At 46.4% G+C, this 22561-nt stretch carries 19 protein-coding genes; 16 read left to right on the top strand and 3 right to left on the bottom strand.

From position 1 onward, the window contains the following. Nucleotides 1-100 precede the first annotated feature (100 nt). From mnmE to rsmG, 3 genes are all read left to right on the top strand, one after another. Entirely contained in the window at nucleotides 101-1480 is a 1380-nt protein-coding gene (gene mnmE, locus I2H39_RS19030; RefSeq protein WP_195627299.1) for a tRNA uridine-5-carboxymethylaminomethyl(34) synthesis GTPase MnmE, read from the top strand. Nucleotides 1481-1555: 75 nt separating this feature from the next. Next, complete coding sequence (gene mnmG, locus I2H39_RS19035) at nucleotides 1556-3430, top strand: tRNA uridine-5-carboxymethylaminomethyl(34) synthesis enzyme MnmG (RefSeq protein WP_347563862.1); 1875 nt, start codon at nucleotides 1556-1558, stop codon at nucleotides 3428-3430. A gap of 11 nt (nucleotides 3431-3441) precedes the next feature. Then, entirely contained in the window at nucleotides 3442-4260 is an 819-nt protein-coding gene (gene rsmG / locus I2H39_RS19040; protein ID WP_195627300.1) for a 16S rRNA (guanine(527)-N(7))-methyltransferase RsmG, read from the top strand. Nucleotides 4261-5151: 891 nt separating this feature from the next. On the opposite strand, the gene I2H39_RS19045 is transcribed toward rsmG, so the two are convergent. Then, a complete protein-coding gene (locus I2H39_RS19045; protein WP_195627301.1) occupies nucleotides 5152-5982 on the bottom strand; it encodes a deoxyribonuclease IV in 831 nt (276 codons plus the stop codon). A 129-nt stretch (nucleotides 5983-6111) separates the two neighbouring features. Next, on the bottom strand, nucleotides 6112-7062 hold the full coding sequence (locus tag I2H39_RS19050) for an alpha/beta fold hydrolase (protein WP_195627302.1): 951 nt from the start codon (nucleotides 7060-7062) through the stop codon (nucleotides 6112-6114). 293 nt (nucleotides 7063-7355) lie between these two features. Here I2H39_RS19050 and I2H39_RS19055 point away from each other — a divergent pair, with 293 nt between their 5' ends. Genes I2H39_RS19055 through I2H39_RS19065 form a run of 3 tightly spaced genes read left to right on the top strand, consistent with a single transcriptional unit; the run spans nucleotide 7356 to nucleotide 9583 of the window. Beyond that, nucleotides 7356-8126 carry an AAA family ATPase gene (locus I2H39_RS19055; protein WP_138310306.1) on the top strand — a complete coding sequence of 257 codons (771 nt, stop codon included), beginning with the start codon at nucleotides 7356-7358 and terminating at the stop codon, nucleotides 8124-8126. After that, nucleotides 8126-9046 (top strand): ParB/RepB/Spo0J family partition protein, encoded by a 921-nt coding sequence (locus tag I2H39_RS19060; RefSeq protein ID WP_138310305.1) that lies wholly within the window; start codon nucleotides 8126-8128, stop codon nucleotides 9044-9046. Before I2H39_RS19055 ends, I2H39_RS19060 begins: the two co-directional genes overlap by 1 nt. Before the next feature lie 24 nt (nucleotides 9047-9070). Further along, a complete protein-coding gene (locus tag I2H39_RS19065; RefSeq protein WP_138310304.1) occupies nucleotides 9071-9583 on the top strand; it encodes a DUF4446 family protein in 513 nt (170 codons plus the stop codon). Nucleotides 9584-10791: 1208 nt separating this feature from the next. Here I2H39_RS19065 and I2H39_RS19070 read toward each other — a convergent pair. Then, nucleotides 10792-11142: a hypothetical protein gene (locus tag I2H39_RS19070; RefSeq protein WP_195627303.1), complete on the bottom strand. Its 351-nt coding sequence runs from the start codon at nucleotides 11140-11142 to the stop codon at nucleotides 10792-10794. Between the two features lie 300 nt (nucleotides 11143-11442). Here I2H39_RS19070 and I2H39_RS19075 point away from each other — a divergent pair, with 300 nt between their 5' ends. The 10 genes from I2H39_RS19075 (at nucleotide 11443) to I2H39_RS19120 (ending at nucleotide 22541) form a co-directional block, all read left to right on the top strand. Beyond that, the gene (locus tag I2H39_RS19075; RefSeq protein WP_195627304.1) at nucleotides 11443-13923 is read left to right on the top strand and encodes a hypothetical protein; all 2481 of its coding nucleotides are present in this window, start codon (nucleotides 11443-11445) and stop codon (nucleotides 13921-13923) included. Nucleotides 13924-14086: 163 nt separating this feature from the next. After that, nucleotides 14087-15379: a UDP-N-acetylglucosamine 1-carboxyvinyltransferase gene (locus I2H39_RS19080; protein WP_138310301.1), complete on the top strand. Its 1293-nt coding sequence runs from the start codon at nucleotides 14087-14089 to the stop codon at nucleotides 15377-15379. 118 nt (nucleotides 15380-15497) lie between these two features. Further along, nucleotides 15498-16529 (top strand): transglutaminase domain-containing protein, encoded by a 1032-nt coding sequence (locus I2H39_RS19085; RefSeq protein ID WP_138310300.1) that lies wholly within the window; start codon nucleotides 15498-15500, stop codon nucleotides 16527-16529. A gap of 212 nt (nucleotides 16530-16741) precedes the next feature. Further along, nucleotides 16742-17473, top strand: a complete 732-nt coding sequence (locus I2H39_RS19090) for a FadR/GntR family transcriptional regulator (RefSeq protein WP_171042685.1) — start codon at nucleotides 16742-16744, stop codon at nucleotides 17471-17473. Nucleotides 17474-17645: 172 nt separating this feature from the next. Then, complete coding sequence (locus I2H39_RS19095; protein ID WP_138310298.1) at nucleotides 17646-18281, top strand: ECF transporter S component; 636 nt, start codon at nucleotides 17646-17648, stop codon at nucleotides 18279-18281. Nucleotides 18282-18339: 58 nt separating this feature from the next. Next, nucleotides 18340-19128 carry an energy-coupling factor transporter transmembrane component T gene (locus tag I2H39_RS19100; protein ID WP_195627305.1) on the top strand — a complete coding sequence of 263 codons (789 nt, stop codon included), beginning with the start codon at nucleotides 18340-18342 and terminating at the stop codon, nucleotides 19126-19128. A 21-nt stretch (nucleotides 19129-19149) separates the two neighbouring features. After that, the gene (locus tag I2H39_RS19105; protein WP_138310296.1) at nucleotides 19150-20004 is read left to right on the top strand and encodes an ABC transporter ATP-binding protein; all 855 of its coding nucleotides are present in this window, start codon (nucleotides 19150-19152) and stop codon (nucleotides 20002-20004) included. Further along, nucleotides 20001-20825 carry an energy-coupling factor ABC transporter ATP-binding protein gene (locus tag I2H39_RS19110; RefSeq protein ID WP_138310295.1) on the top strand — a complete coding sequence of 275 codons (825 nt, stop codon included), beginning with the start codon at nucleotides 20001-20003 and terminating at the stop codon, nucleotides 20823-20825. Before I2H39_RS19105 ends, I2H39_RS19110 begins: the two co-directional genes overlap by 4 nt. Nucleotides 20826-20875: 50 nt before the next feature. Next, the gene (locus I2H39_RS19115) at nucleotides 20876-21574 is read left to right on the top strand and encodes a phosphoribosylanthranilate isomerase (RefSeq protein WP_195627306.1); all 699 of its coding nucleotides are present in this window, start codon (nucleotides 20876-20878) and stop codon (nucleotides 21572-21574) included. After that, nucleotides 21567-22541 carry a carbohydrate kinase family protein gene (locus tag I2H39_RS19120; RefSeq protein WP_138310293.1) on the top strand — a complete coding sequence of 325 codons (975 nt, stop codon included), beginning with the start codon at nucleotides 21567-21569 and terminating at the stop codon, nucleotides 22539-22541. The genes I2H39_RS19115 and I2H39_RS19120 overlap by 8 nt, the downstream gene beginning before the upstream one ends. Nucleotides 22542-22561: the final 20 nt, after the last annotated feature.

The following is a 22561-nucleotide window of genomic DNA, read 5'->3' on the forward strand; positions in this document are numbered from 1 at the left end:
ATAAGCCTGTCCAACCATGATTGGATGCAGGTGGTAATGAAACAGGTTAAGAGGCTGTTGCTGAAGCGACGGCCTTTTTGCTCTATTGTGAGGAGAGCCTATGAAGACAGATACGATTGCGGCCATAGCCACAGGCATGAGCAACTCAGGAATCGGAATTGTGCGAATCAGCGGTGAGGAAGCATTTTTTATTATTGATTCCATTTTCCGGAACAAAAAAGGGGAGAGGGTAAGGCTGAGCCTATCCCGGTCCCATACCGTCCATTACGGGTATATATATGACGGGGATGATAAGGTGGATGAGGCCCTGGTCATTATCATGAAGGGACCCCACAGCTATACGGCTGAGGATACGGTGGAGATTGACTGCCATGGGGGCGTCCTGATGGTCAGAAGGATTCTGGAAACCGTCCTTCATGCGGGCGCCAGGACAGCTGATCCGGGAGAGTTTACCAAGAGGGCTTTCCTGAACGGCAGGCTGGATTTGTCCCAGGCCGAGGCAGTTGCAGATGTAATTCATGCAACCAATGAATATGCGCTTAAAAGCTCTGTGAGCCAGCTGAGCGGTTCAGTGTCAAATAAGATTAAGGAGCTGCGCAGCCGGATTCTGTATCAGATTGCGTTTATCGAATCAGCCCTGGATGACCCGGAACATATATCCCTGGACGGATATGGGAAACAGCTGATGGATTCCCTGGAACCCATGATAGGGGAAGTGAGAAAGCTGCTTCTGTCGGCGGATGACGGCAGGGTCATGTCTGAGGGAATAAAGACAGTCATACTGGGCAAGCCCAATGCAGGCAAATCCTCCCTCATGAATGTGCTTTTAGGGGAGGAGAGGGCTATTGTCACGGAGATTGCAGGTACTACCAGGGATACTCTGGAGGAGCATATATATCTTCAGGGAATCAGTCTTAATGTGGTGGATACGGCCGGAATCAGGGATACAGAGGACGTGGTGGAGAAAATAGGTGTGGACCGGGCGTTAAAGGCAGCCAGGGATGCTGATTTGATTATTTACGTGGTGGATGGTTCCAGGCCCCTGGATGAAAGCGACAGGGAAATCATGAATTTCATCCAGGGCAGGAAATCCATTGTGCTGCTGAATAAATCGGATTTGGATTTGGAAGTGGGCACAGAGGAACTGGAACAGCTCTGCGGCCATAAGGTGATTCCCGTATCAGCAAAGGAAGAACAGGGTATCGAACTTCTGGAGCAGGAAATCAAGAAGCTGTTTTATCACGGTGAGCTGTCTTTCAATGACCAGGTTTATATTACCAATGCGCGCCACAAGGAGGCTTTGGAGCAGTGCCTTGAGAGCCTTAACATGGTAAAGGGAAGCGTTGAGGACAACATGCCGGAGGATTTTTATTCCATTGACCTGATGAATGCCTATGAACAGCTGGGATTCATTATCGGGGAGGCAGTGGACGATGATGTTGTAAATGAGATATTTGCAAAATTCTGTATGGGTAAATAGGGGAGCTTGTGTCAGGGACTGAAATTTGTTACCAATTAAATTTGACTCATGGATATGGAAGAGGAACGTGGAATGATGCCTTATTTAGAAGAAACATACGATGTGGTGATTGTGGGCGCGGGCCATGCAGGATGCGAGGCAGCTCTGGCCAGTGCCAGACTGGGCATGGAAACCATTATGTTTACGGTCAGCGTGGACAGCATAGCGCTGATGCCCTGTAATCCCAACATAGGTGGAAGCTCCAAGGGCCATCTGGTCAGGGAGCTGGATGCATTGGGGGGAGAGATGGGAAAGAACATTGACAGGACCTTCATACAGTCCAAGATGCTCAATGAATCCAAGGGACCGGCTGTCCATTCCCTGCGCGCCCAGGCTGATAAGCAGGATTACAGCAGGCATATGAGAAAGACCCTGGAAAATACAGACCATCTTACCATACGTCAGGCGGAAGTGTCCGAAATCATGGTGGAGCAAGGAGCAGTCAGCGGTGTAAAAACGTTTTCTGGCGCTGTGTATCATGCCAAGGCTGTGATACTGTGTACAGGAACATATCTGAAAGCCAGGTGTATTTATGGGGATGTGAGCAATCCTACAGGGCCTAACGGCCTTCAGGCAGCTAATCATCTCACGGAATCCCTGAAGGCAAACGGGATTGAGATGTTCCGGTTTAAGACAGGGACCCCGGCCAGAGTGGATAAGAAGAGTATTGATTTTTCCAGGATGGAGGAGCAGCTGGGAGATTCCAGGGTGGTGCCATTTTCCTTTTCAACGAATCCGGATGATATACAGAAGGAGCAGGTTTCTTGCTGGCTGACCTATACCAATGATGACACACACCGCATTATCAGGGAAAATCTGGACCGTTCGCCTCTGTTCTCAGGTGCTATCGAAGGAACCGGGCCAAGGTATTGTCCTTCTATTGAGGATAAGGTGGTTAAATTTCCGGATAAGAACCGACATCAGGTTTTTGTGGAGCCGGAGGGACTTTATACCAATGAGATGTATCTGGGAGGTATGAGCAGTTCTCTGCCTGAGGATGTACAGTATGCAATGTACCGTACAGTTCCCGGCCTTGAAAAAGTAAAGATAGTGCGGAATGCCTATGCCATTGAATATGACTGCATCAACGCCCTGCAGCTTAAGCCGACCCTGGAGTTTAAGAAGATTTCCGGTTTGTTTGCAGGCGGACAGTTTAATGGCAGCTCAGGGTATGAGGAGGCTGCTGTCCAGGGGTTCATGGCCGGCGTGAATGCGGTGAGGAAGATACAGGGGCGTGAAGCCGTTGTACTGGACCGGTCACAGGCATATATAGGCGTTCTTATTGATGACCTGGTTACAAAGGAGAATCACGAACCCTACCGAATGATGACTTCCAGGGCAGAATACAGACTTTTGCTGCGCCAGGATAATGCGGATATCAGGCTCAGAAAAATAGGCTATGACATTGGTCTGGTAAGCCATGAGGAGTATGAACATCTTTTAAAGAAGATGGATGATATACAGTCAGAGATAAAACGGCTGGAAAAGACTGTGATAGGTGTGAATGACCAGGTTCAGGCGTATTTGGAAAAGTATGGAAGCACGTTATTGAAATCCGGAATTACGCTGGCAGAGTTGGTGAAGAGACCGGAATTGGATTACGATAAACTGGCGGAACTGGATAAAGACAGACCGCTGCTTCCTGATGATGTGAGGGAACAGGTTAATATTGAGATTAAATATGAGGGGTATATAAAGCGCCAGATGCAGCAGGTTGCTCAGTTTAAAAAGCTGGAGAATAAGAAGCTGCCTGAGGACTTTGACTATTCGGAAGTCAACAGTCTCCGCAGGGAGGCTGTCCAGAAGCTGAATAAGGTGCAGCCGGCCACCATTGGACAGGCGTCCCGTATATCCGGCGTATCACCGGCAGACATATCTGTCCTGCTGGTGCATTTTACGAGAAAGCAGTGAGAGGATCCGATATGACAGATACATTTAGACAGCGGATGGACCGGGAGTCAGGACTCCTGGGCATAAGGTTAAGTGAGAAACAGATCGAGCAGTTTTTTACTTATTATGAAATGCTGGTGGAAAAAAATAAGGTGATGAACCTGACAGCTATAACAGATGAACCGGATGTGGTGTCCAAACATTTTAGTGACAGCTTGTCACTGTTTAGAGTGCTGAAGATAGGGGAAATGGACAGGGCATTTGGTTGCGGCAGAGATAGCGGTGTCTTAAGTGATTGTAACAGCAATGATGGTCCTGTCTATGATAAGGGTATGCTGGATGGAAAATCTGTTATAGATGTGGGCACAGGCGCTGGCTTTCCCGGAATACCACTTAAGATAGCATTTCCGGGAATAAAGCTTACATTGCTTGATTCCCTGAATAAGAGGGTCAAATTTTTAGAGGAAGTCTGTAACCAACTGGGCTTAAGGAACGTGGAATTTGTTCATGGGAGAGCTGAGGATATTGGGAGGCAGACAGAGCACAGAGAAATATATGATTGGTGCGTGTCCAGGGCTGTTGCTAATTTGGCTTCCTTGTCTGAGTATTGTATGCCTTTTGTGAAAATTGGTGGTTTTTTTGTTCCTTATAAGTCCGGAGAGATAGAAGAGGAATTGAAATCCGCAGGTAAAGCTATTGGTATATTGGGGGGAGAGCTTGAATTTGTAGATAAATTTATGCTGCCCGGTACAGATGCCTCCAGGTCTTTGGTAGTCATTAAGAAGGTAAAAGGGATTTCTAAGAAGTATCCGAGAAAAGCAGGTATGCCGACTAAGGAGCCGTTGGGGTAGAGTTTAATTAATGTATGTTAAAGAGAGATTGGTACTGTAGGAGGGAATGTTTCACGTGAAACATTCCTTTTTTTTGCGGATTGTATTGGAATAAACTTATAGATGGAATTGAGAGATAAATAAAAGAAATAAATTGAGAGGAAGGAGATTTTCAGGTAGAAGCAATGAATATATAAATATATGAATAAGCTAAGGATGTAATGGAAGATTAGGTATAGACTGAAAAAGATTGAGATAAGAATTGAGATAGGTACTGAGATAAGAGCTGAGATAAGAAATGAGATAAGAAATAAGATAAGAAGTGAGATAAGATGAGAGGTAAAAACTCAAATTTTAGCAATAAACTATTTTAATATGCTCGAATAGAAAATAAGTATATAGGAGTATAGATATATATAGAAATAAATGGAACTAGAAATGAAAATAGAAATTAGGATATCAATTAATATATAAGTCAATCTATGTATATAGGCTGTTGACAGTTGAGGTTGAAATAATTAGATGTCAGATAGATGTATATATAGATATATAACGAATGGGACAAGCTGAAGATATAAATATAGGTTTAGATATAATAATATAAAAAGTTATATGAAGAATTAATTCAAGATTATTAAGCGTTTGTATATATAATGAAACAAGAGTTTAATCATGATTTAACGAAAGCAAATAATAAAACTATAGATAAAAGCATTGTAATTATATAATTAAATAATAAATGTAACACTTTTATAGTTATAAAAATAAGAAGGTACAATATCAGTGATACCTTCTTATTTTACTCATATGCAAGATAAATAAAGAATATAAAATAGAAATATTTTATCTGACAAAGATAGTAATGCAGGTCCTTAAAATGGCAGATTAAAAGACTATGCTATAATTTTAAGATTAATCTGCCACTTCACGCATCATTTGTATTTCATGTGCATAGCCATCTAAATCATTGGGTGTCTCCAAATAAAAAGGAAGATGTTTCAGCTCCGGATGTGTGACAATCCGTTTAAAAGTGTCCAGTCCAATATACCCCTCACCTAGCTTTGCATGTCTGTCTTTGTGTGCGCCCAATGGGTTTTGGCTATCGTTTAAGTGAATGGCTTTTAAGCGATTCAATCCAATTTTATTATCAAACTCTGTCAGAATATCATCTAAATGGTTGACTATATCATAGCCCCCATCCCATATATGGCAGGTATCGAGGCAGACCCCCATATGGGTATTCAACTCAATTAAATCCAGTATCCGCCTTAACTCATCAAACCCACTGCCAACCTCACTGCCTTTTCCTGCCATTGTTTCAAGCAGGACAGTAGTGGTCTGTTCCGGGGCAAGTATTTCATTTAACATTTCAGCAATAAAATGAATGCCTATATCAGTTCCCTGCTTTACGTGACTTCCCGGATGGAAGTTATACATATTACCAGGCGTATATTCCATTCTTACTAAATCATCCTCCATGGTACGTTTAGCAAACTCTCTTAATTTTGGGTCGGCAGAACAGGCGTTTAACGTGTATGGAGCATGAGCTAATATTGGACTGATGTCAAGTGACTGGGCCTCCGCCAAAAATTCTTTCACATCATGCTCATCTATAACTTTGGCATTACCGCCCCGTGGATTACGGGTGAAAAATTGAAATGTATTTGCGTTTATTTTTTTGGCATCCCTTGCCATGGCCCGATATCCCTTTGATGAGGATAAATGGCATCCAATTCGTAGCATATAAAAGGTCCCTTTCTTTTTATGGTATATTTTGTTATGTAATCAGTTTTCCAGCATTGATGTAATAGTAAAAAAAGGTCCGGAAATATCAATCCGAACCGTATGTTTCACGTGAAACATTTTCCTGCTTTAGGATAAATAAGTTTGAATCATATCAAAAACTTCTGCCGGTTTTTCCAAATGAGGCAGTAATTTTGTGTTTGGTATAACCGCACACTCAATGGCAGGATTGTATTCTTTATATTCCTCCATACATTCCCTGATATCACCTAAGGCGCCTCCGCCTAATAAATATATGCTGTTATCAATTTTCTTAAGAGCGCCCGCTATATTACATTTAACATAATTGCATTTTAAGCTGGCATAGACAGATTTAGGAGATTCACCTAAATGAGCCGACTCATGATAAGCATCAATTATTCTTGCCTTTACAGAATAGGGATTATAATAATAATTTGTCAAAAATTCTTTTGTTATAAACTGCTTACTGCAAGCAATATTATATATTAAGGTACCAACAATGGGTAAATCTAATATAATCTTATAAAGTTTTGCATTCCTTCCAGGCACCTGACTGCAGGAGAGAAGACTCTCAGGGTTTATAAAGAATAGCTGGTTAAAGAGCTCAGGACTATTGCTGCAGGCCATGACACCTAATGCGGTTGAGGAACCACTGGCTATCATATCTGTCCTGTGTCCAATCTCTGATTTTATAAAATCAGACAGAAGCTGGACATACAGATAATTGGTGTAGGTGAGATTCGGCTTCTCTGAACGGCCAAAACCAAGGAGGTCGATGGTGTATACTGTATATGTCTCTGCTAATTTTCCAACCAGATTCTTCCATTCATATCCGCTGGAGGCAGGAGCCAGGTCGTGTACCAGCAGAATAGGTTTACCAGTTCCTACCTTAGTATAATGTATATTTCCTAAGCGCCATTTATAACACAGTGCCTCTGGTTCTTCCAGTACATTCCGGGACGTGGCCGAAAGTTTTATAGCTTTGTTAATCAGAGCAGTAGCAGCAGCAGCTCCGGATGACAGTATAAGTAAGGTCAGTAATTTATTCCTGGTTTTCATTCAATAGTCTCCTGAAATTACATATTAAATAGCCTGTTTTTTGATTCTTCTCCATTATAATACAAGCTGGGGGCTATTACAACGGTTAGAGAATTAAATTATTATTAAGACAGGGTAGGATTAGGATGCCACTTTTCTGCATTAAAAATGTTTCACGTGAAACATTTTTTTGTATAAAACATGAAAATTCTTTTTTTCTCCTAATTTCCCGTAGGAAAAGCATAGGACTTGTGTTATAATCGTAAAAGTAATCGAAGAAAAGTTTGTTTTTTTCGAGAAAGGAATTTATACATATGGGACGAATCATAACAATAGCCAATCAGAAGGGTGGGGTTGGTAAAACGACAACAGCCATTAATCTTTCTGCCTGTCTGGCTGAAGCAGGACAACATGTTATGCTGGTGGATTTTGACCCCCAGGGAAATGCCAGTAGTGGTCTGGGACTGGAACAGGAAGATTTTGATAGGACTGTTTACGACATGCTGATTGAAGAGGCATCTGTGGATGAATGCATTATTAAGGAAATACAGCCAAATCTGGACGTGCTTCCTTCCGATATGAATCTGGCAGGAGCAGAGATTGAATTTCAGGAAGTCGAGAATAAGGAAAAGCTTCTGAGCAGCTATCTGAATCAAGTTCGAGATACATACGATTTTATCATCATTGATTGTCCCCCATCTCTAAATATACTGACTATAAATGCACTGACGGCCGCAGATACCGTACTGGTTCCTATACAGTGTGAGTATTATGCTTTGGAGGGACTCAATCAGGTGTTAAAAACTGTGGATTTGGTTAAGAGAAAACTGAATCCGGAGTTGGAATTAGAAGGCGTGGTATTTACCATGTACGATGCAAGGACAAATCTGTCACTGGAAGTAGTGGAAAGTGTTAAAAGCAGCTTAAACAGAACAATATATAAAACCATTATACCAAGAAATGTACGCCTGGCTGAGGCACCCAGTCATGGCATGTCTATTAATCTTTACGATTCAAGGTCAACGGGGGCTGAGAGCTATAGAATGCTTGCGGCAGAAGTTATGAGCAGAGGAGAAGAGTTGTAATGGCTAAAAAAGGATTGGGTAAAGGATTGGGAGCCATCTTTGGAGAAGATGTCATAAAGGAAAGCGAAGAGGAGATTGCAAAGGCAAAGGCAGCTACCACTGATAAAGGAGATGGCAACAGCGGGGAATTATTGGTGAAAATGGCCTTGATTGAACCCAATAGGGAACAGCCCAGAAAGGATTTTAACGAAGAACAGCTGGCAGAGCTGGCTGATTCCATTAAACGATATGGTATTTTGCAGCCCCTTTTGGTTCAGAAAAAGGGGACATTTTATGAAATTATTGCCGGAGAACGCAGATGGCGTGCTGCCAAGATAGCTGGATTAAAGGAAATACCGGTTGTTCTGCGGGAGTACAACAAGCAGGAAAGCATGGAAATAGCACTGATTGAGAATGTGCAGAGAGCTGACCTGAATCCTATTGAGGAGGCCTTGGCATATCAGCGTCTTGTATCTGAATTTAAGCTGACCCAGGAGGAAATAGCGGCCAGGGTATCGAAAAACAGAGCCACCATCACCAATTCCATGCGTCTTTTAAAACTGGATGGCCAAATACAGGAGATGCTGATTCAGAATCTTATTTCCAGCGGTCACGCCAGAGCGCTATTGTCATTGGAAGATAAAGGACTTCAGCTGAAGGCTGCAAAGATGATATTGGATGAATCACTCAGCGTCAGAGAAACAGAGCGTCTTGTAAAACGGCTGGCAAAGGAAGCAGAGACAGGAGAAGAAAAGAAGGACAAATCTAAGGACGAGGCATTAGCCTTGATATATCAGAGCCTGGAAGAGCGTATGAAGAGCGTCATGGGTACAAAGGTCAGCATCCACAACAAGGATAAAAATAAAGGACGCATTGAAATTGAATATTATTCTGAAGCAGAATTAGAGCGGATTGTGGAAATGATTGAATCAATTCGCTAGGTACAAAGGAGAGATGGATATTATATGGAGAACAGCATCTTAAATCAAATTCCCTTTGACCCTGCATATATCATAGCAGGGTTATTGATATTAGTGGTTCTGCTGCTGATATTGACGATTACAACAATGACAAATGTAAGAAGGCTAAATCGCCAATATGACTATTTTATGAGAGGAAAAGATGCAGAGACTCTGGAAGATGTCATTCTGGACCAGATTGAAGAAATCAGGGATTTAAGGGCCGAAGACAGGTCAAATAAGGATTCCATCCGAACATTAAACCGGAATCAGAGAGCCTCATTTCAAAAGTATGGGCTTGTCAAATATAATGCCTTTAAAGGAATGGGAGGGAACCTCAGTTTTGCATTTGCCATGTTGGATTACACAAACAGCGGATTTGTATTAAACTGCGTTCACAGCAGAGAAGGTTGTTATCTGTATATTAAAGTGGTGGATATGGGACAGACCGATATTGTTCTGGGCAATGAGGAACAAGAGGCGTTGGAACAGGCTCTTGGTTATATTAAAAAAAGTTAACCACATAATAATTGTAAAAGACTGGAAAATATCCGGTCTTTTATTTTTTTAGAGAAATGGTTGGAAAGTTGGCGCATAATGGATTTGGCCTGCATATGATATTGGTAAGAGAAAATTGGAAAAGGGAGAGTAGATGCAGGACATTGAATACCTGAAAAGTATGTATCCATCAGGAATAAGAATCTTGCAGGGGTATGTGGCAGAAGCTTGCGACAGATTGGATTATAAAAACAGCCCTATGTATGATGAGTATCCTGACCATATGATGATTAACCGGATTTGCGATACAATCTGTGATACTGTGATTGCATCTGAAGGTGCGGAAAAAGTCAAAAGCATGTGGAACATATCAGAGAATGACAAAGCCGTCATGGAAATGGCAGAACTCAAAAAAGATATGAGCCGGCTGGATGAGGATTTGTTTACAGAGGATAATGAGTTGGAAGTAGAGCAGGAACAGGAATTAGTGAATGTTCCGGCAGATGACATAAGTGAGGCGGAAGACATTGGTGAGAATGAGGAGGTAGAAATCACTGAGGAATTACAGGAAGAGCAGGCCATTTCCAATACCCAATATGATTTCCAGGGATACAGGGAATCAGTGGTAAATCCATCCGGAATCATAATGGAGACTCAGGAAATAAGAGCTATGGAACCTGGTTTTCCGGGAAATGAAAGAATGGGTGGACGACCTAATATGGGGCAGGGTTCAGGCAGGCTGCCCATGGGAAATAATTCAGGCAGACAGTCTATGGGCCCCGGCCCGGAAAGACAGTCTATGGGCCCCGGCCCGGAAAGACCGCCTATGGGCTCCGGCCAAGGAAGACCACCCATGGGACCTGGTCCGGGCAGACCACCTATGGGCCCCGGCCCGGAAAGACCGCCTATGGGCCCCGGCCAGAGCAGACCACCTATGGGACCTGGCCCGGAAAGACCACCTATGGGCCCTGGCCCGGAAAGACCGCCTATGGGACCTGGCCCGAGCAGACCGCCTATGGGCCCCGGCCCGGAAAGACCGCCTATGGGACCTGGCCCGGAAAGACCGCCTATGGGCCCCGGCCAGAGCAGACCACCTATGGGACCCGGCCAGAGCAGACCACCTATGGGACCTGGCCCGGAAAGACCGCCTATGGGACCTGGCCCGGAAAGACCGCCTATGGGCCCTGGCCCGAGCAGACCGCCTATGGGCCCCGGTCCGGAAAGACCGCCTATGGGACCTGGTCAAGGCAGACCACCCATGGGACCTGGTCCGGTGAGGCCGCCGCAGCCACCGAGGCCCACGCCACCACCACCAAGGCCACCGCAGCCACCGAGGCCCACGCCACCACCACCAAGGCCGCCGCAGCCACCGAGGCCCACGCCGCCACCACCAAGGCCGCCGCAGCCACCGAGGCCCACGCCACCACCACCGAGGCCGCCGCAGCCACCGAGGCCGCCGCAGCCACCGAGGCCCACGCCACCACCGCCGAGGCCGCCGCAGCCACCCAGGCCCACGCCGCCGCCGAGACCGCCACAGCCACCGAGGCCGCCGCAGCCGCCCAGGCCCACGCCGCCGCCACCGCCCAGGCCTACACCTCCTCCGAGGCCCATGCCCAGGCCGCCCAGACCTCCCAGGCCGGTTCCTCCGCCTCCCAATCACGGAAACAAACCATCCTGGTTAAGAGACATGATTAAGGTGCTTCTGCTCAACGAAATGTTCCACAGGAGATGCGCCAGAGGCATGTGCGCCTTATAGGAGCAGTAAGGATATGACAAATATATTATTAATAAAATTCCGAAAAGATTAAGTTGTAGTTTTACTGGATATTATATAAAATAGATATGATACAGAGCAACCAGTTTAAAGGATAAAATCACATATGAAGAAAATATTGCAAAAAGCAGGGATTTTGTTCCTGATATTCATAGGGGCATTGGTTGTGTATTTCATCAGTGCCAGAAACACAATGGAAAAAGAATCAGCCGTATATACATCCATGGAAGAACCGTCGCTGCCAGTGGTTTATACTCAACTGGGCAGTCAGGAAATCAATTGCCTGCATGGATACATGCAGGAGATGGGGAATCAGGCAGCCAGGGAAAGTATCTCTGTGCTGCCTGAAGACCGTGGGCTTCATATCCGGATACAGGAGTATGGAAGCACCATTACAGGCATCAGCTACGAGGTGAGGAATCTTACTCTGGACAGGCTGGTGGAGCGGACTGTGGTGGAAGAGTGGGACAGCGGAGACGGAAGTGTCAGCGCAGTGCTGCCGATTCAAAACCTGCTGGCCAGGAATGAAACATATCTTCTGTCAATTACAGTAACCACAGGGGAAAAGGAGATACATTATTACACAAGAATCATGTGGCCGGATAACACCTATGCATCAGATATGGTCCGGCTGGCTGAGGAGTTTACCAGAAAAAGCCTGGATTACAATCAGGCAAGGGACCTGGTATCCTATCTGGAAACCAATGATACAGAGGATAACAGCTCCCTGGGCCATGTTACCATCAGGGCCAGCTTCAGTCATCTGACATGGGATGGCCTGGATGTGGAGATGGTGGGTGAGCCCCTGGTAACTCTCCAGGAGTTTGACGGCATCATGGGACAAATCCAGATTCGGTACCAGGTTGCCATTAATGAGGAGGACGGAACACGTTCCCTGGTGAATGCAGAGGACAATTTCACCATGAAGTGGAATGAACAGAGAATTTACCTCATGAACTATGAGCGAAATGCCAATGAAGAGTTTGACGGAGGACCCCGGTCTTTTTCAGGCAAAAAGATTCTTCTTGGAATCACCAATGACCACAAGGTAAGGACCATGAAGAGTCCAAAGTCCAATTATGTGGCGTTTAAAACAGGCGGTGACCTGTGGTGTTATGATTATGATGATAAACAGGCCGTATGCGTATTCTCCTTCAGAAGCAATTCAGACGACAGGGTAAGAAGCGGTTACGACAGACATGATATAAAGATATTGTCCGTGCAGGACGATGGTTCCATGGATTTCCTGGTGTATGGATATATGAACAGGGGCAAATATGAGGGCCGGATGGGTGTTGTATTTTACCGCTATGATAAGGAGCAGGATACGGTTCAGGAGAAGTTTTTCCTGCCTGCATCCGAATCCTATGAGATGGTGAAAGCAGATGTGGACAAATTGTCCTATCTCAGTGAAAATGATATGATGTACATTATGCTTCAGGGCACTGTATTCGGTATTGACCTTAAGAGCAATGAATCCCTTGTGGTGGCCCAGGGGCTGACGGAGGGAAGCTATGCTGTCAGCGGGGACGCCAGCCGGTTTGCATGGCAGGAAGGCCAGAACCTGTATGAGTCCCAGAAGGTCCATGTTATGGATTTCAATACTTCCCAGAAACAGGAAATCGTGGGAGAGGTAAATGATTATGTCAGGGTACTGGGGTTTGTTGGAAATGATTTGATTTACGGACTGAGCAACTCCAAGGATAAGTGGATTGTCAACGGCCGCCTGAAGGGTATGCCTATGTATGCAATGTACATTGTGGATACACAGATGCAGGTGGAGAGCGAATACAGGAAGGACGGCATTTATATAACGGATGTAGTGGCCCAGGACGGAAGAATTCATCTGAAGCGTCTGGTGCCGTTGGGAGAGAACCAGTATCTGTATCAGAATGAGGATACCATTGTGTGTAACCAGAGAGTTGAGAAGGACCCCTTAGAGGGAATCGGCTGGTTTGCCTCCCAGGATAAGGGAAAGGTTTATTTTGTCCAGTCAGATTCGGAAATTAACGGAGATAAGGTCCGTACATCTGCGCCCAAGGCATTTTCCTATGAATATACAAGCGTTCTGGATACAGGAAAGGCGGCATCCCCGTCATCTGAGAACGGCATGGTATTCAGGGCATATGGAGGCGGGCATTACATTGGCTCATCCAGAACCTTCAGCCAGGCAGTGGAGATGGCCTATGGACAGATGGGCTATGTGACGGACAGCAGCCAGCATATTGTGTGGGACAGAATCAACAGGCAGCCCATACGCAATATAAAAGCTCCGGTGGATGAGGCAAGGAAGGTTACAAAGTATCTGGACGCATTTGACGGCAGCCGTGTCTATGAGGACGGACTTATACTAATCGATGCAGGAGGATGCAGCCTGAACCAGATTCTGTACTATATTGACAAGGGTATCCCTGTGATAGCTTATGTGGAATCAGGACAGTATGTGCTTTTATCCGGCTATGACCAGTATAATGTGACACTCTATGACCCTCAGACCCAGGAGACACAAAAGATGGGGCTCAATGATGCCACAGAGTATTTTAAGAACCTGCAGAATGATTTCCTGTGCGCTCTGGCAGTGGAGTAGACAGTGTACTTTAGGGTGTGCATTTTCGTTTTACTTTACAAATCTGATTCTTATGGTATAATCTAAGAAGATGTAAATAAATTATGAACAAATGTTTAAAGATTTCTTTAGGAGTATTTTCCTTATATATAGGGTTTGTTTAAATAAAAATCAGAGGTGTGGAATGGAACAATATATTATCAAAGGCGGGAATCCACTGGTGGGAGATGTGACCATAAGCGGAGCCAAGAATGCCGCACTGGGAATACTGGCTGCTTCTATCATGACAGACGAGGATGTGGTGATTGATAATCTGCCGGATGTAAGGGATATAAATGTACTGTTAGAGGCAATTCAGGAAATTGGTGCAAGGGTTGACAGGATTGACCGACACACTGTAAAGATAAATGGAAGCAATATAAGCGAGGTATCTGTTGATGATGAGTATATCAGAAGGATACGTGCTTCTTACTATTTCATAGGAGCTCTTTTGGGCAAGTATAAGAGCGCCCAGGTTCCTCTTCCGGGAGGATGCAATATCGGCAGCAGGCCCATTGACCAGCATATCAAGGGATTCAGGGCTTTGGGAGCCGAGGTTACCATTGAGCGCGGGGCTGTTATAGCCCATGCCATCGACCTGGTGGCAAGCCATATTTATCTGGATGTGGTTTCTGTGGGAGCCACCATCAATATCATGATGGCTGCGGCTCTGGCAGAGGGCCAGACCATTTTGGAGAACGCTGCAAAGGAACCCCACATAGTTGACGTTGCCAACTTCCTTAACAGTATGGGCGCCAATATTAAGGGCGCGGGTACGGATACCATCCGTATCAGGGGCGTGAACCGGCTCCATGGCACGGAGTATTCCATTATTCCGGACCAGATTGAGGCAGGTACGTTTATGTGCGCTGCTGCAGCTACCAGAGGCGATATCATGATTAAAAACGTGATTCCCAAACATCTGGAAGCCATTTCCGCCAAACTGACGGAGATTGGCTGTGAGGTTATTGAATTTGACGATGCGGTCCGGGTGGTGGGAAAACCTTCCCAGAGACATACGGATATTAAGACCCTTCCTTATCCCGGCTTTCCTACGGACATGCAGCCTCAGATGTCGGTTGCCCTGGTTCTGGCCAATGGAACCAGCATGGTAACGGAGAGTATTTTTGAGAACAGGTTCAAATATGTGGACGAGCTGGCCCGCATGGGCAGCAATATAAAGGTAGAGGGCAATGTGGCTGTCATAGACGGCGTGAAACGCCTGACAGGAGCCCAGGTCAATGCACCGGATTTGAGGGCGGGAGCAGCCCTTGTAATAGCAGGACTGGCGGCTGACGGCTATACGGTGGTGGATGAAATCGGATATATCCAGCGCGGATATGAGTGTTTTGAAGAAAAGCTCCAGGGACTGGGAGCCATGATTGAAAAAGTAGATTCTGACCGGGAAGTACAGAAGTTTAAACTGAGGGTTGGTTGATAACAGGAGAGAATACAAGGCAGGAGGGTGTACCGGAAGGTGCATGGTTCCTGCCTTTTCTTTCAGAGGCAGAACAGAACCCGGACAAACAGACATAAGAAGGATATGTGGAACGAATATGAAACAGGAATTTTATTACCAGCAGATGAGTAAAGCGCAGCAGAATGCCTACAGGGCCATGCTGGACGGATTTGAGGCCTTATCGCCGGAATTTCCGGTCCTGCGCCTGGATGGAAAGGAGCTGTCGGATATTTTCTTCAGGCTGCGCCTGGACCATCCGTCTATATTTTTTGTGGAGGGCTTTCATTACCGGTTTGCCCAGAATTCAGAGTATGTACAGATGATACCGGAATATATGTTTGAGAAAAAGAAGATAAAGGAAATGCGGACAGCTCTGGAGTCCAGAATCAGCCGCCTGGTGCGTCAGGCAGAGGCTATGACGCCGGAGGATAAGGAGAAGTATGTACATGACTTTATCTGCTCCAATGTTACCTATGACAAGCTGAAAAAGCAGTATTCCCATGAAATCATAGGCCCTCTCCAGCAGGGAATCGGGGTCTGTGAAGGCATTGCCAAGACCGTGAAAATACTGTGCGGCAGGCTGGGACTGGAATGCATCATAGCCATAAGCGAATCAGCCCCTGACAGGGGAATTAAATACCGCCATGCTTGGAATCTGGTAAAGCTAAAAAACACATGGTACCACCTGGATGCCACCTTTGACAATTCCCTGGGACGGTATGGACAGAAGCGGTTTGATTATTTTAACCTGGATGACAAGATGATATTCAGGGACCACCAGCCTTTGGTGTATAAAGTGCCTGAATGTACGGACGGAGGCAGGTTTTATTACAGGGAGAACCGGCTGTCCCTGACCAGGCTGGAGGATGTGGCCGGGCGTTTTAAGACAGTGCTGAGGAAGAAACAGCCCTATTATGTATTCCATTGGCGGGGCGGGTATCTGACCAGGGACGTGCTGGAGCAGATTGCAGGAATTGCGTCTGAGGCTGCCAGGGAAAAGGGAAGGTTTGTCAGGATGTCCGTGAATTACCCCCAGGCCGTGATGGAGCTGGCTGTGACGGATTACCAGCCCGGGCAGGAGATATGCAGGGAAGAGGCCAATGAAGGGGAGCTGTCGGGAGAGTCATAAAGACGCGCTGAAATCCGGAAATCGGATTGTATTAGTGCAATATACACAATAAAAGTGCGTCCGCGGAAGAAAAACCCAAGTAAAAATGTATTAAATATGAGAAAAATACCTGTAATTATAAGAAGTATTTGACAGAAAAGTACTTGTAAGTTATAATACAAGTTATCAGAGATAGGAAAAATAAACGGCCTGACATGCAGAAGGCCCGGAGAATGGATGATGATATGAGTGCAGAATTTGATTTGCATGCATTGGATAAAAAGGATATAAGGGAACAGGTTTTTGACCAGCTTCTTTCACAGATTACCACAGGCAAATGGAAACCGGGAGAGAAGATACCTTCAGAGAATGAGCTGACTAGCATTATGGGCGTCAGCCGTATATCTGTGCGGGAAGCTATACAGAAGTTAGCTGCCATGGATTTGGTGGAGACATACAGGGGAAAAGGGACATTTGTCAAGGAGTTTACCACCAATAATTATCTGAAGTCCCTGACGCCCATGCTTCTCATGACCCCGGGGGATATACTGTTTGTGGTGGAATACAGAAGAATTCTGGAAGTGGGAATCATTGACCTGTATACCAGGAATACCACGGAGCGGGATATTGTCTTCTTATCCAGGACACTGGATAAGATGAAACAGTACTACAGGACCAATCTTAAAAAGTATACCAAATATGATTTGGAATTCCATATGAAGCTGTATGAGATGACAGGCAATCCCTTCATCATAAAAATCAGCAATCTGATTTACGATATACTCAGCGCAGCCATGAAGGAAGCGGTGACGGAACGGGGAGCAGAAGAGGGCATTGATTTCCATTCAAAGATGCTGGAATATATCAAAACAGGGGATGTCCCCAAATTAAAAAAACTGAACAATGAACTCTTTGACCAGATTGAGCTGGAGGTCAGGGAGAACATGGTACATGACGAAGCCTGACAGGGTATATGGAACATAAAAAATGCATTAGGAAAATTATTTCCAATGTATTTTTTATATAATCAACTTGTATTACATCTTATATGTTACAGGATATGTTTTTTAAGGCAAAAGGGGTCGTGGCATACAGGATGTACTGCATGAAAATCATACTATTTTAGGAGGGTGTAACATGAACAACAAGAAACAGAAACTGACATTTGTACAAGGTTTGAAGGCGCAGTTCTCAACCAAGTCCCTGGTTCTCATACCGATTGCGGTGGGAATCAACCTGATTGGAGGAACGCTTGCTTCCACGCTGAAGCTTCCCCTGTTCCTGGATATGATAGGCACCATTCTGTCTGCTGCCCTGGCAGGTCCCTGGGTAGCTGCCCTGGTCGGATTCCTCACCAATATCTTCCTGGCCCTGGTGTCCAATCCAATCTATGTGCCATACTCACTTGTAAGCATTGCGGCCGGTCTGATTACCGGTTATATGATTAAGGGCGGCATGTTTAAGAAGACCTGGGGCGTGGTTGTCACATGGCTGGTTGTTACCTTTTCATCTGTTGTGATTTCTTCCTGCATAACCATCTTTGTATTCGGCGGGGCAACGGGAGCAACAGGAACCTCCGTACTGACAGCCGGCCTGATTGCCGCTACAAAGGATATTGTTAAATCCGTGTTTGCCTCATCCATGGTTGAGAACCTGGCGGACCGCGCCATTGCGTTTGCCATTGCCTACATATTGTTAAAGAGGATTCCCAAGAGGTTCTTAAGCCAGTATGCAGTGGATGCAGCGGACGATGATGATGACGATGAGGATTAATCCGGACAGCGGCAGGAAGGTATGATTCTGAAAATACTCTTATGGGGGTTAAAAAAAGATGGCAAAGACATCTAATTACATACCAATGGATTCGCCCATTGACAGGATGAACCCAATGGTAAAGATATATGCGATATTCTGCCTGGGATTAAGCGCCCTTATTTATCCGGGATTCATATTGGGATATATAATTGTGGCCGGTCTGTTTGTTGTGGCCGCCCTGGCAGGGCTGTTAAAGAAATTCTCTAAATTTATCTTTATGTTTTTTGTCCCTATTTTTGTGATGCTGATGTTTATACAGGGCCTGTACAGTCCGAAAAACGTGACCATTATCGCTGATTTGGGATTTGCAAAGCTGGGACTGGAGGGAACCCTGTATGCCCTTAAAATCGTGGGTACGCTCCTTACATTCCTGGGAAGTTTTTATCTGATGTCCACCACCACATACACGGGTAAGCTGGTGGCTGCCCTCACTGCATCAGGCATGAATCCCAAGGTGGGGTATCTGATTCTGGCAAGCCTGAATGTGGTTCCTCAGATGCAGCGCAGGATGAGCGTAATCCAGGAAGCGCAGAATGCCAGGGGCGTGGATACCAAAGGCACCATGATGGCCAGGCTGAAGGCCTACATACCTTTACTGGGACCGGTGGTTATGTCTTCCCTTACAGATGCCCAGGAAAGAGGCATGACCCTGGAGACCAGGGGATTCGGCATAAAAGGGGTGAAGCCCACCACCTATGTGGAGGTGACCACTTCCCCCTCGGACCGGATATGCAAGACCTGTCTGATTCTCTTTTTTATGGCGGTTCTGGCAGCCAGCATTCTCATGAGGCTTCATGTTATTTAAGGTATGTATTAGGAGGACACTATGGAACAAGCAGTATTGGAAGTAAAAGACCTGAAGTTTAAATACAGGGACGCCAAAAGAAGAGTGCTGAACGGGCTTAATTTTCAGGTAAAAAAAGGAGAGTTCCTGTGCATTATCGGGCAGAACGGCTCAGGCAAGTCCACCCTGTGCAATGCACTGGTGGGCCTGATTCCCTACTATTTTACAGGTAAGCTGAAAGGGCAGATTTTTGTGGACGGAGTGGATACACAGGAAAGTTCCATTGCAGAGCTGTCGTCCAAAATCGGGTTGGTGTTCCAGAATCCTTTTAACCAGCTTTCCTACACGGCCGGAAGCGTGGCAGAGGAACTGGCCTACGGGCTGGGCAATAAGGGGATACCAAGGGAGGATATGTTAAAGAAGGTGGAGTATGTGGCCAAGCTCATGCGGATTGACCATATCATACACAAAAATCCGCTGGAGCTTTCCGGCGGCCAGGTACAGAGAGTTGCCTTTGGTTCCACCTTTATTATGGAACCCAGCATTCTGGTGTTAGACGAGTGCACCACCCAGTTAGACCCCCTGGGAAGTGAAGAGATATTTGATATTGTAAAGGAACTGAATAAAAACGGCGTAACCGTTATTATGGTAGACCATGATATGGAACGGGTGGCCAGATGCGCGGACCGGATTCTGGTGCTGGACCAGGGAGAGCAGATTGCCCTGGATACGCCGGAGGCTATATTTGGAAATCCGGATATCATGTCCCACCACATTGGAGCGCCTGATTATGTGGCTGTCTCACAGGCCCTTAAGGACAGGGGATTGTACAATGGACCGGTAAAGGTTATTGAGGAAGATACCATTCAGCTGGTTAAGGAGGTGATGGCAGGATGAGGCTGGAATTAAAAGGAATGAAGCACGTCTATCCAACTGGGGATGAAGCCTTAAAGGGAATCGACCTGGTGATAGAGGGAAATGAGCCCGTGGCCATCATTGGACAGAACGGAGCCGGAAAAACCACGCTGGTGAAGCATTTTAACGGAATTCTCCGGCCCACATCCGGCCAGGTGCTGGTCAATGGAGAGGATATCAACAGCAGGTCAACGGCCCAATGGTCCAAAACAGTGGGATATGTGTTCCAGAACCCGGACGACCAGCTGTTTTTGGACAGTGTCAGGAAAGAGCTTGAATTTGGCCCCAGACAGATTGGGATGGACGAGGACAGGATAAAGGAGCTGCTGGATTGGACAGCCAGGCTGTGCGGTCTGGAGGATAAGCTGGAGGAGCATCCCTTTGACCTGACTGCTACGGAAAAGAAATTCTGTACAGTGGCTTCCATCATCATGATGGACCCGCAGGCCCTGGTATTTGACGAGCCCACCTGCGGCCAGGATGTGGACGGAAACAAGCGGCTGAAGGACATCGTTACAGCCTTAAAGGAAAGAGGAAAACTCTGCATCACAATTTCCCATGACATGAAATTCGTGGTGGAAAATTTTGAACGGGTGGTGGTCATGTGCAAAGGAAAGGTGCTGGTTGACGGTCCTGCTGCAGAGGTATTTGCCAGGACAGAGCTTTTAAAACAGAGCTTTGTATCCCCGCCGCCCATCACCAGGGTTGCCCAGGGTGCAGGGCTTAAGGAAACTGTGTTTAAGGTGGATGCATTTATGAAATGCCTTGAAGCATCCATAAAGGGAGCCGGGGACGGGATATAAGCATTGCATTCCCGCAGGCAGCAGAATGATTGGGAGAAGGAGAAAATAATATGGCAGACGTTAAGATTCAGATTTACGGCATACGTACCGTGGAAGATGCGAGAATGGTGATTGAGATGGGGGCCCACCATATTGGGGTTTCCTACGGTAAAATCAAGAGAACCCCCGGACAGCTGACCCTTGAGAGGGCAAAGGAAATTTTTGAGGGAGTGCAGCCTGAGGCTGTTAAGATAGGTTTGACCATTGCTGAGGACATTGAGGAGATTACGGAGAATTTAAAGGAGGTCCTGCCGGATGTGCTTCATCTTTCCGGAAATATAGAGGGAATCAGCCCGGAACAGGTACGGGAGCTGAAAAACCGGTTTCCCGGCCTTAAAATCATGCAGGCAATCCCGGTGCTCCAGAATGTGCCCTTAGAGGAGCAGAAGGCGTTGGAATATGTAAAGCAATATGAGGCTGTTTCCGATTTCTTCCTCATCGACACAAAGGCAGATACAGCCAATGACATAGGCGCCACAGGGCTGACCCACGACAGAAGCATAGACAGGGCTATCATTGAGAGCACATCCGTGCCCTGCATTATAGCGGGGGGACTGGACGCTTCCAATGTGGCAAAGGCCATTGCGGAGACGCGGCCTTACGGGGTGGATTCCTTCAGCCTCACCAACTTCGACCATGCGGAGGAAGGAAAATCCTGCAAAGACCCGGAAAAGGTAAAGGCCTTCATTGAGGCGTCCCTTAGTGCCTAAAGTCCTGGTGGCAGGCGATGCCAATGTGGATTTGATTGTGCCCTTCCCCAGGTTTCTCAATGAACGGAGAACCCTGGTGGAATACCCCTCTCCCTGCATGGCAGGAGGGGGAACCTGTGCCAACACGGCGGTGGCCTTAAGCCGGTTGGGGGTCGAAACAGGATTTGCAGGCACCATTGGATGTGACCAGTACGGCGCGTATATACGCAGGGATTTTGAAAGGGAAGGCGTGGATACCACGTATATGATGGAAGACCCGGACAGGAATACCGTGTGTGTGTTTGCCTTCATAGACGAGTATGGGGAGCGGTATCTGTGGGGATGGCCGCGCACAGACCAGGCATTTAAGGAAATCGACCTTAGGCGCATGGGTGACGGCTGGCTTTCCGATACCAGATGGCTTCACTCGTCCGGCATGGCAATTGTGGATGACACGTCCGCCAGACATTCCATTATACAGATGTTCCGGGCCGCGTACGAGAGGGGGATACCCACCTCCTTTGACCTGAACCTGAGAGTGGACGACGGTAAACTGGACAGGTCCTACCGGGATGCTGTGATGGAAATTATGAAGTATTCAAGCTATGTCCTGGGCTCAGGGGAAGAGGAATTCTATTATTTGAATCCCAGGGATGACTGGGAGGACAGCGTGCGGGGCCTGGTATCCGTAGGGCATGTCATGATTGCGCGTATGGGAGAAAATGGAAGCAAAGCTTTTTCCACGGAAGGAGAGACCGGGTGCCCGGCCTTTCATGTAGAGGTGGAGGATACCGTAGGGGCAGGGGATGTGTATAATGCAGGATTCATAGCAAAAAGGCTGGCAGGCGGCAGCCTGGGACAGTGTCTGGAATACGGAAACGCTGTGTCCGGTTATACCGTGGAGCGGAAGGGCGCCAGGTCCTGTCCCTGCAGGGAAGATGTGGAATTATTCATAGCTGAAAAGCGGCCAAAACCACAGAGAGGTTAAGGCGGCTTTGGATGGAGGTA

Origin of the sequence: Clostridium sp. 1001283B150225_161107_B6, from assembly GCF_015556325.1 — a bacterium.
Taxonomy (GTDB): domain Bacteria; phylum Bacillota; class Clostridia; order Lachnospirales; family Lachnospiraceae; genus Enterocloster.

Bases quoted from the DNA above. Each gene is read 5' to 3' on its own strand.
- I2H39_RS19050 (WP_195627302.1), bottom strand. From the start codon at position 7,062: ATGAAAACCAGGAATAAATTACTGACCTTACTTATACTGTCATCCGGA.
- I2H39_RS19055 (WP_138310306.1), top strand. From the start codon at position 7,356: ATGGGACGAATCATAACAATAGCCAATCAGAAGGGTGGGGTTGGTAAA.
- mnmE (WP_195627299.1), top strand. From the start codon at position 101: ATGAAGACAGATACGATTGCGGCCATAGCCACAGGCATGAGCAACTCA.
- I2H39_RS19045 (WP_195627301.1), bottom strand. From the start codon at position 5,982: ATGCTACGAATTGGATGCCATTTATCCTCATCAAAGGGATATCGGGCC.
- I2H39_RS19115 (WP_195627306.1), top strand. From the start codon at position 20,876: ATGGCAGACGTTAAGATTCAGATTTACGGCATACGTACCGTGGAAGAT.
- rsmG (WP_195627300.1), top strand. From the start codon at position 3,442: ATGACAGATACATTTAGACAGCGGATGGACCGGGAGTCAGGACTCCTG.
- I2H39_RS19090 (WP_171042685.1), top strand. From the start codon at position 16,742: ATGGATGATGATATGAGTGCAGAATTTGATTTGCATGCATTGGATAAA.
- I2H39_RS19075 (WP_195627304.1), top strand. From the start codon at position 11,443: ATGAAGAAAATATTGCAAAAAGCAGGGATTTTGTTCCTGATATTCATA.
- mnmG (WP_347563862.1), top strand. From the start codon at position 1,556: ATGCCTTATTTAGAAGAAACATACGATGTGGTGATTGTGGGCGCGGGC.
- I2H39_RS19085 (WP_138310300.1), top strand. From the start codon at position 15,498: ATGAAACAGGAATTTTATTACCAGCAGATGAGTAAAGCGCAGCAGAAT.
- I2H39_RS19065 (WP_138310304.1), top strand. From the start codon at position 9,071: ATGGAGAACAGCATCTTAAATCAAATTCCCTTTGACCCTGCATATATC.
- I2H39_RS19100 (WP_195627305.1), top strand. From the start codon at position 18,340: ATGGCAAAGACATCTAATTACATACCAATGGATTCGCCCATTGACAGG.
- I2H39_RS19105 (WP_138310296.1), top strand. From the start codon at position 19,150: ATGGAACAAGCAGTATTGGAAGTAAAAGACCTGAAGTTTAAATACAGG.
- I2H39_RS19080 (WP_138310301.1), top strand. From the start codon at position 14,087: ATGGAACAATATATTATCAAAGGCGGGAATCCACTGGTGGGAGATGTG.
- I2H39_RS19095 (WP_138310298.1), top strand. From the start codon at position 17,646: ATGAACAACAAGAAACAGAAACTGACATTTGTACAAGGTTTGAAGGCG.
- I2H39_RS19110 (WP_138310295.1), top strand. From the start codon at position 20,001: ATGAGGCTGGAATTAAAAGGAATGAAGCACGTCTATCCAACTGGGGAT.
- I2H39_RS19060 (WP_138310305.1), top strand. From the start codon at position 8,126: ATGGCTAAAAAAGGATTGGGTAAAGGATTGGGAGCCATCTTTGGAGAA.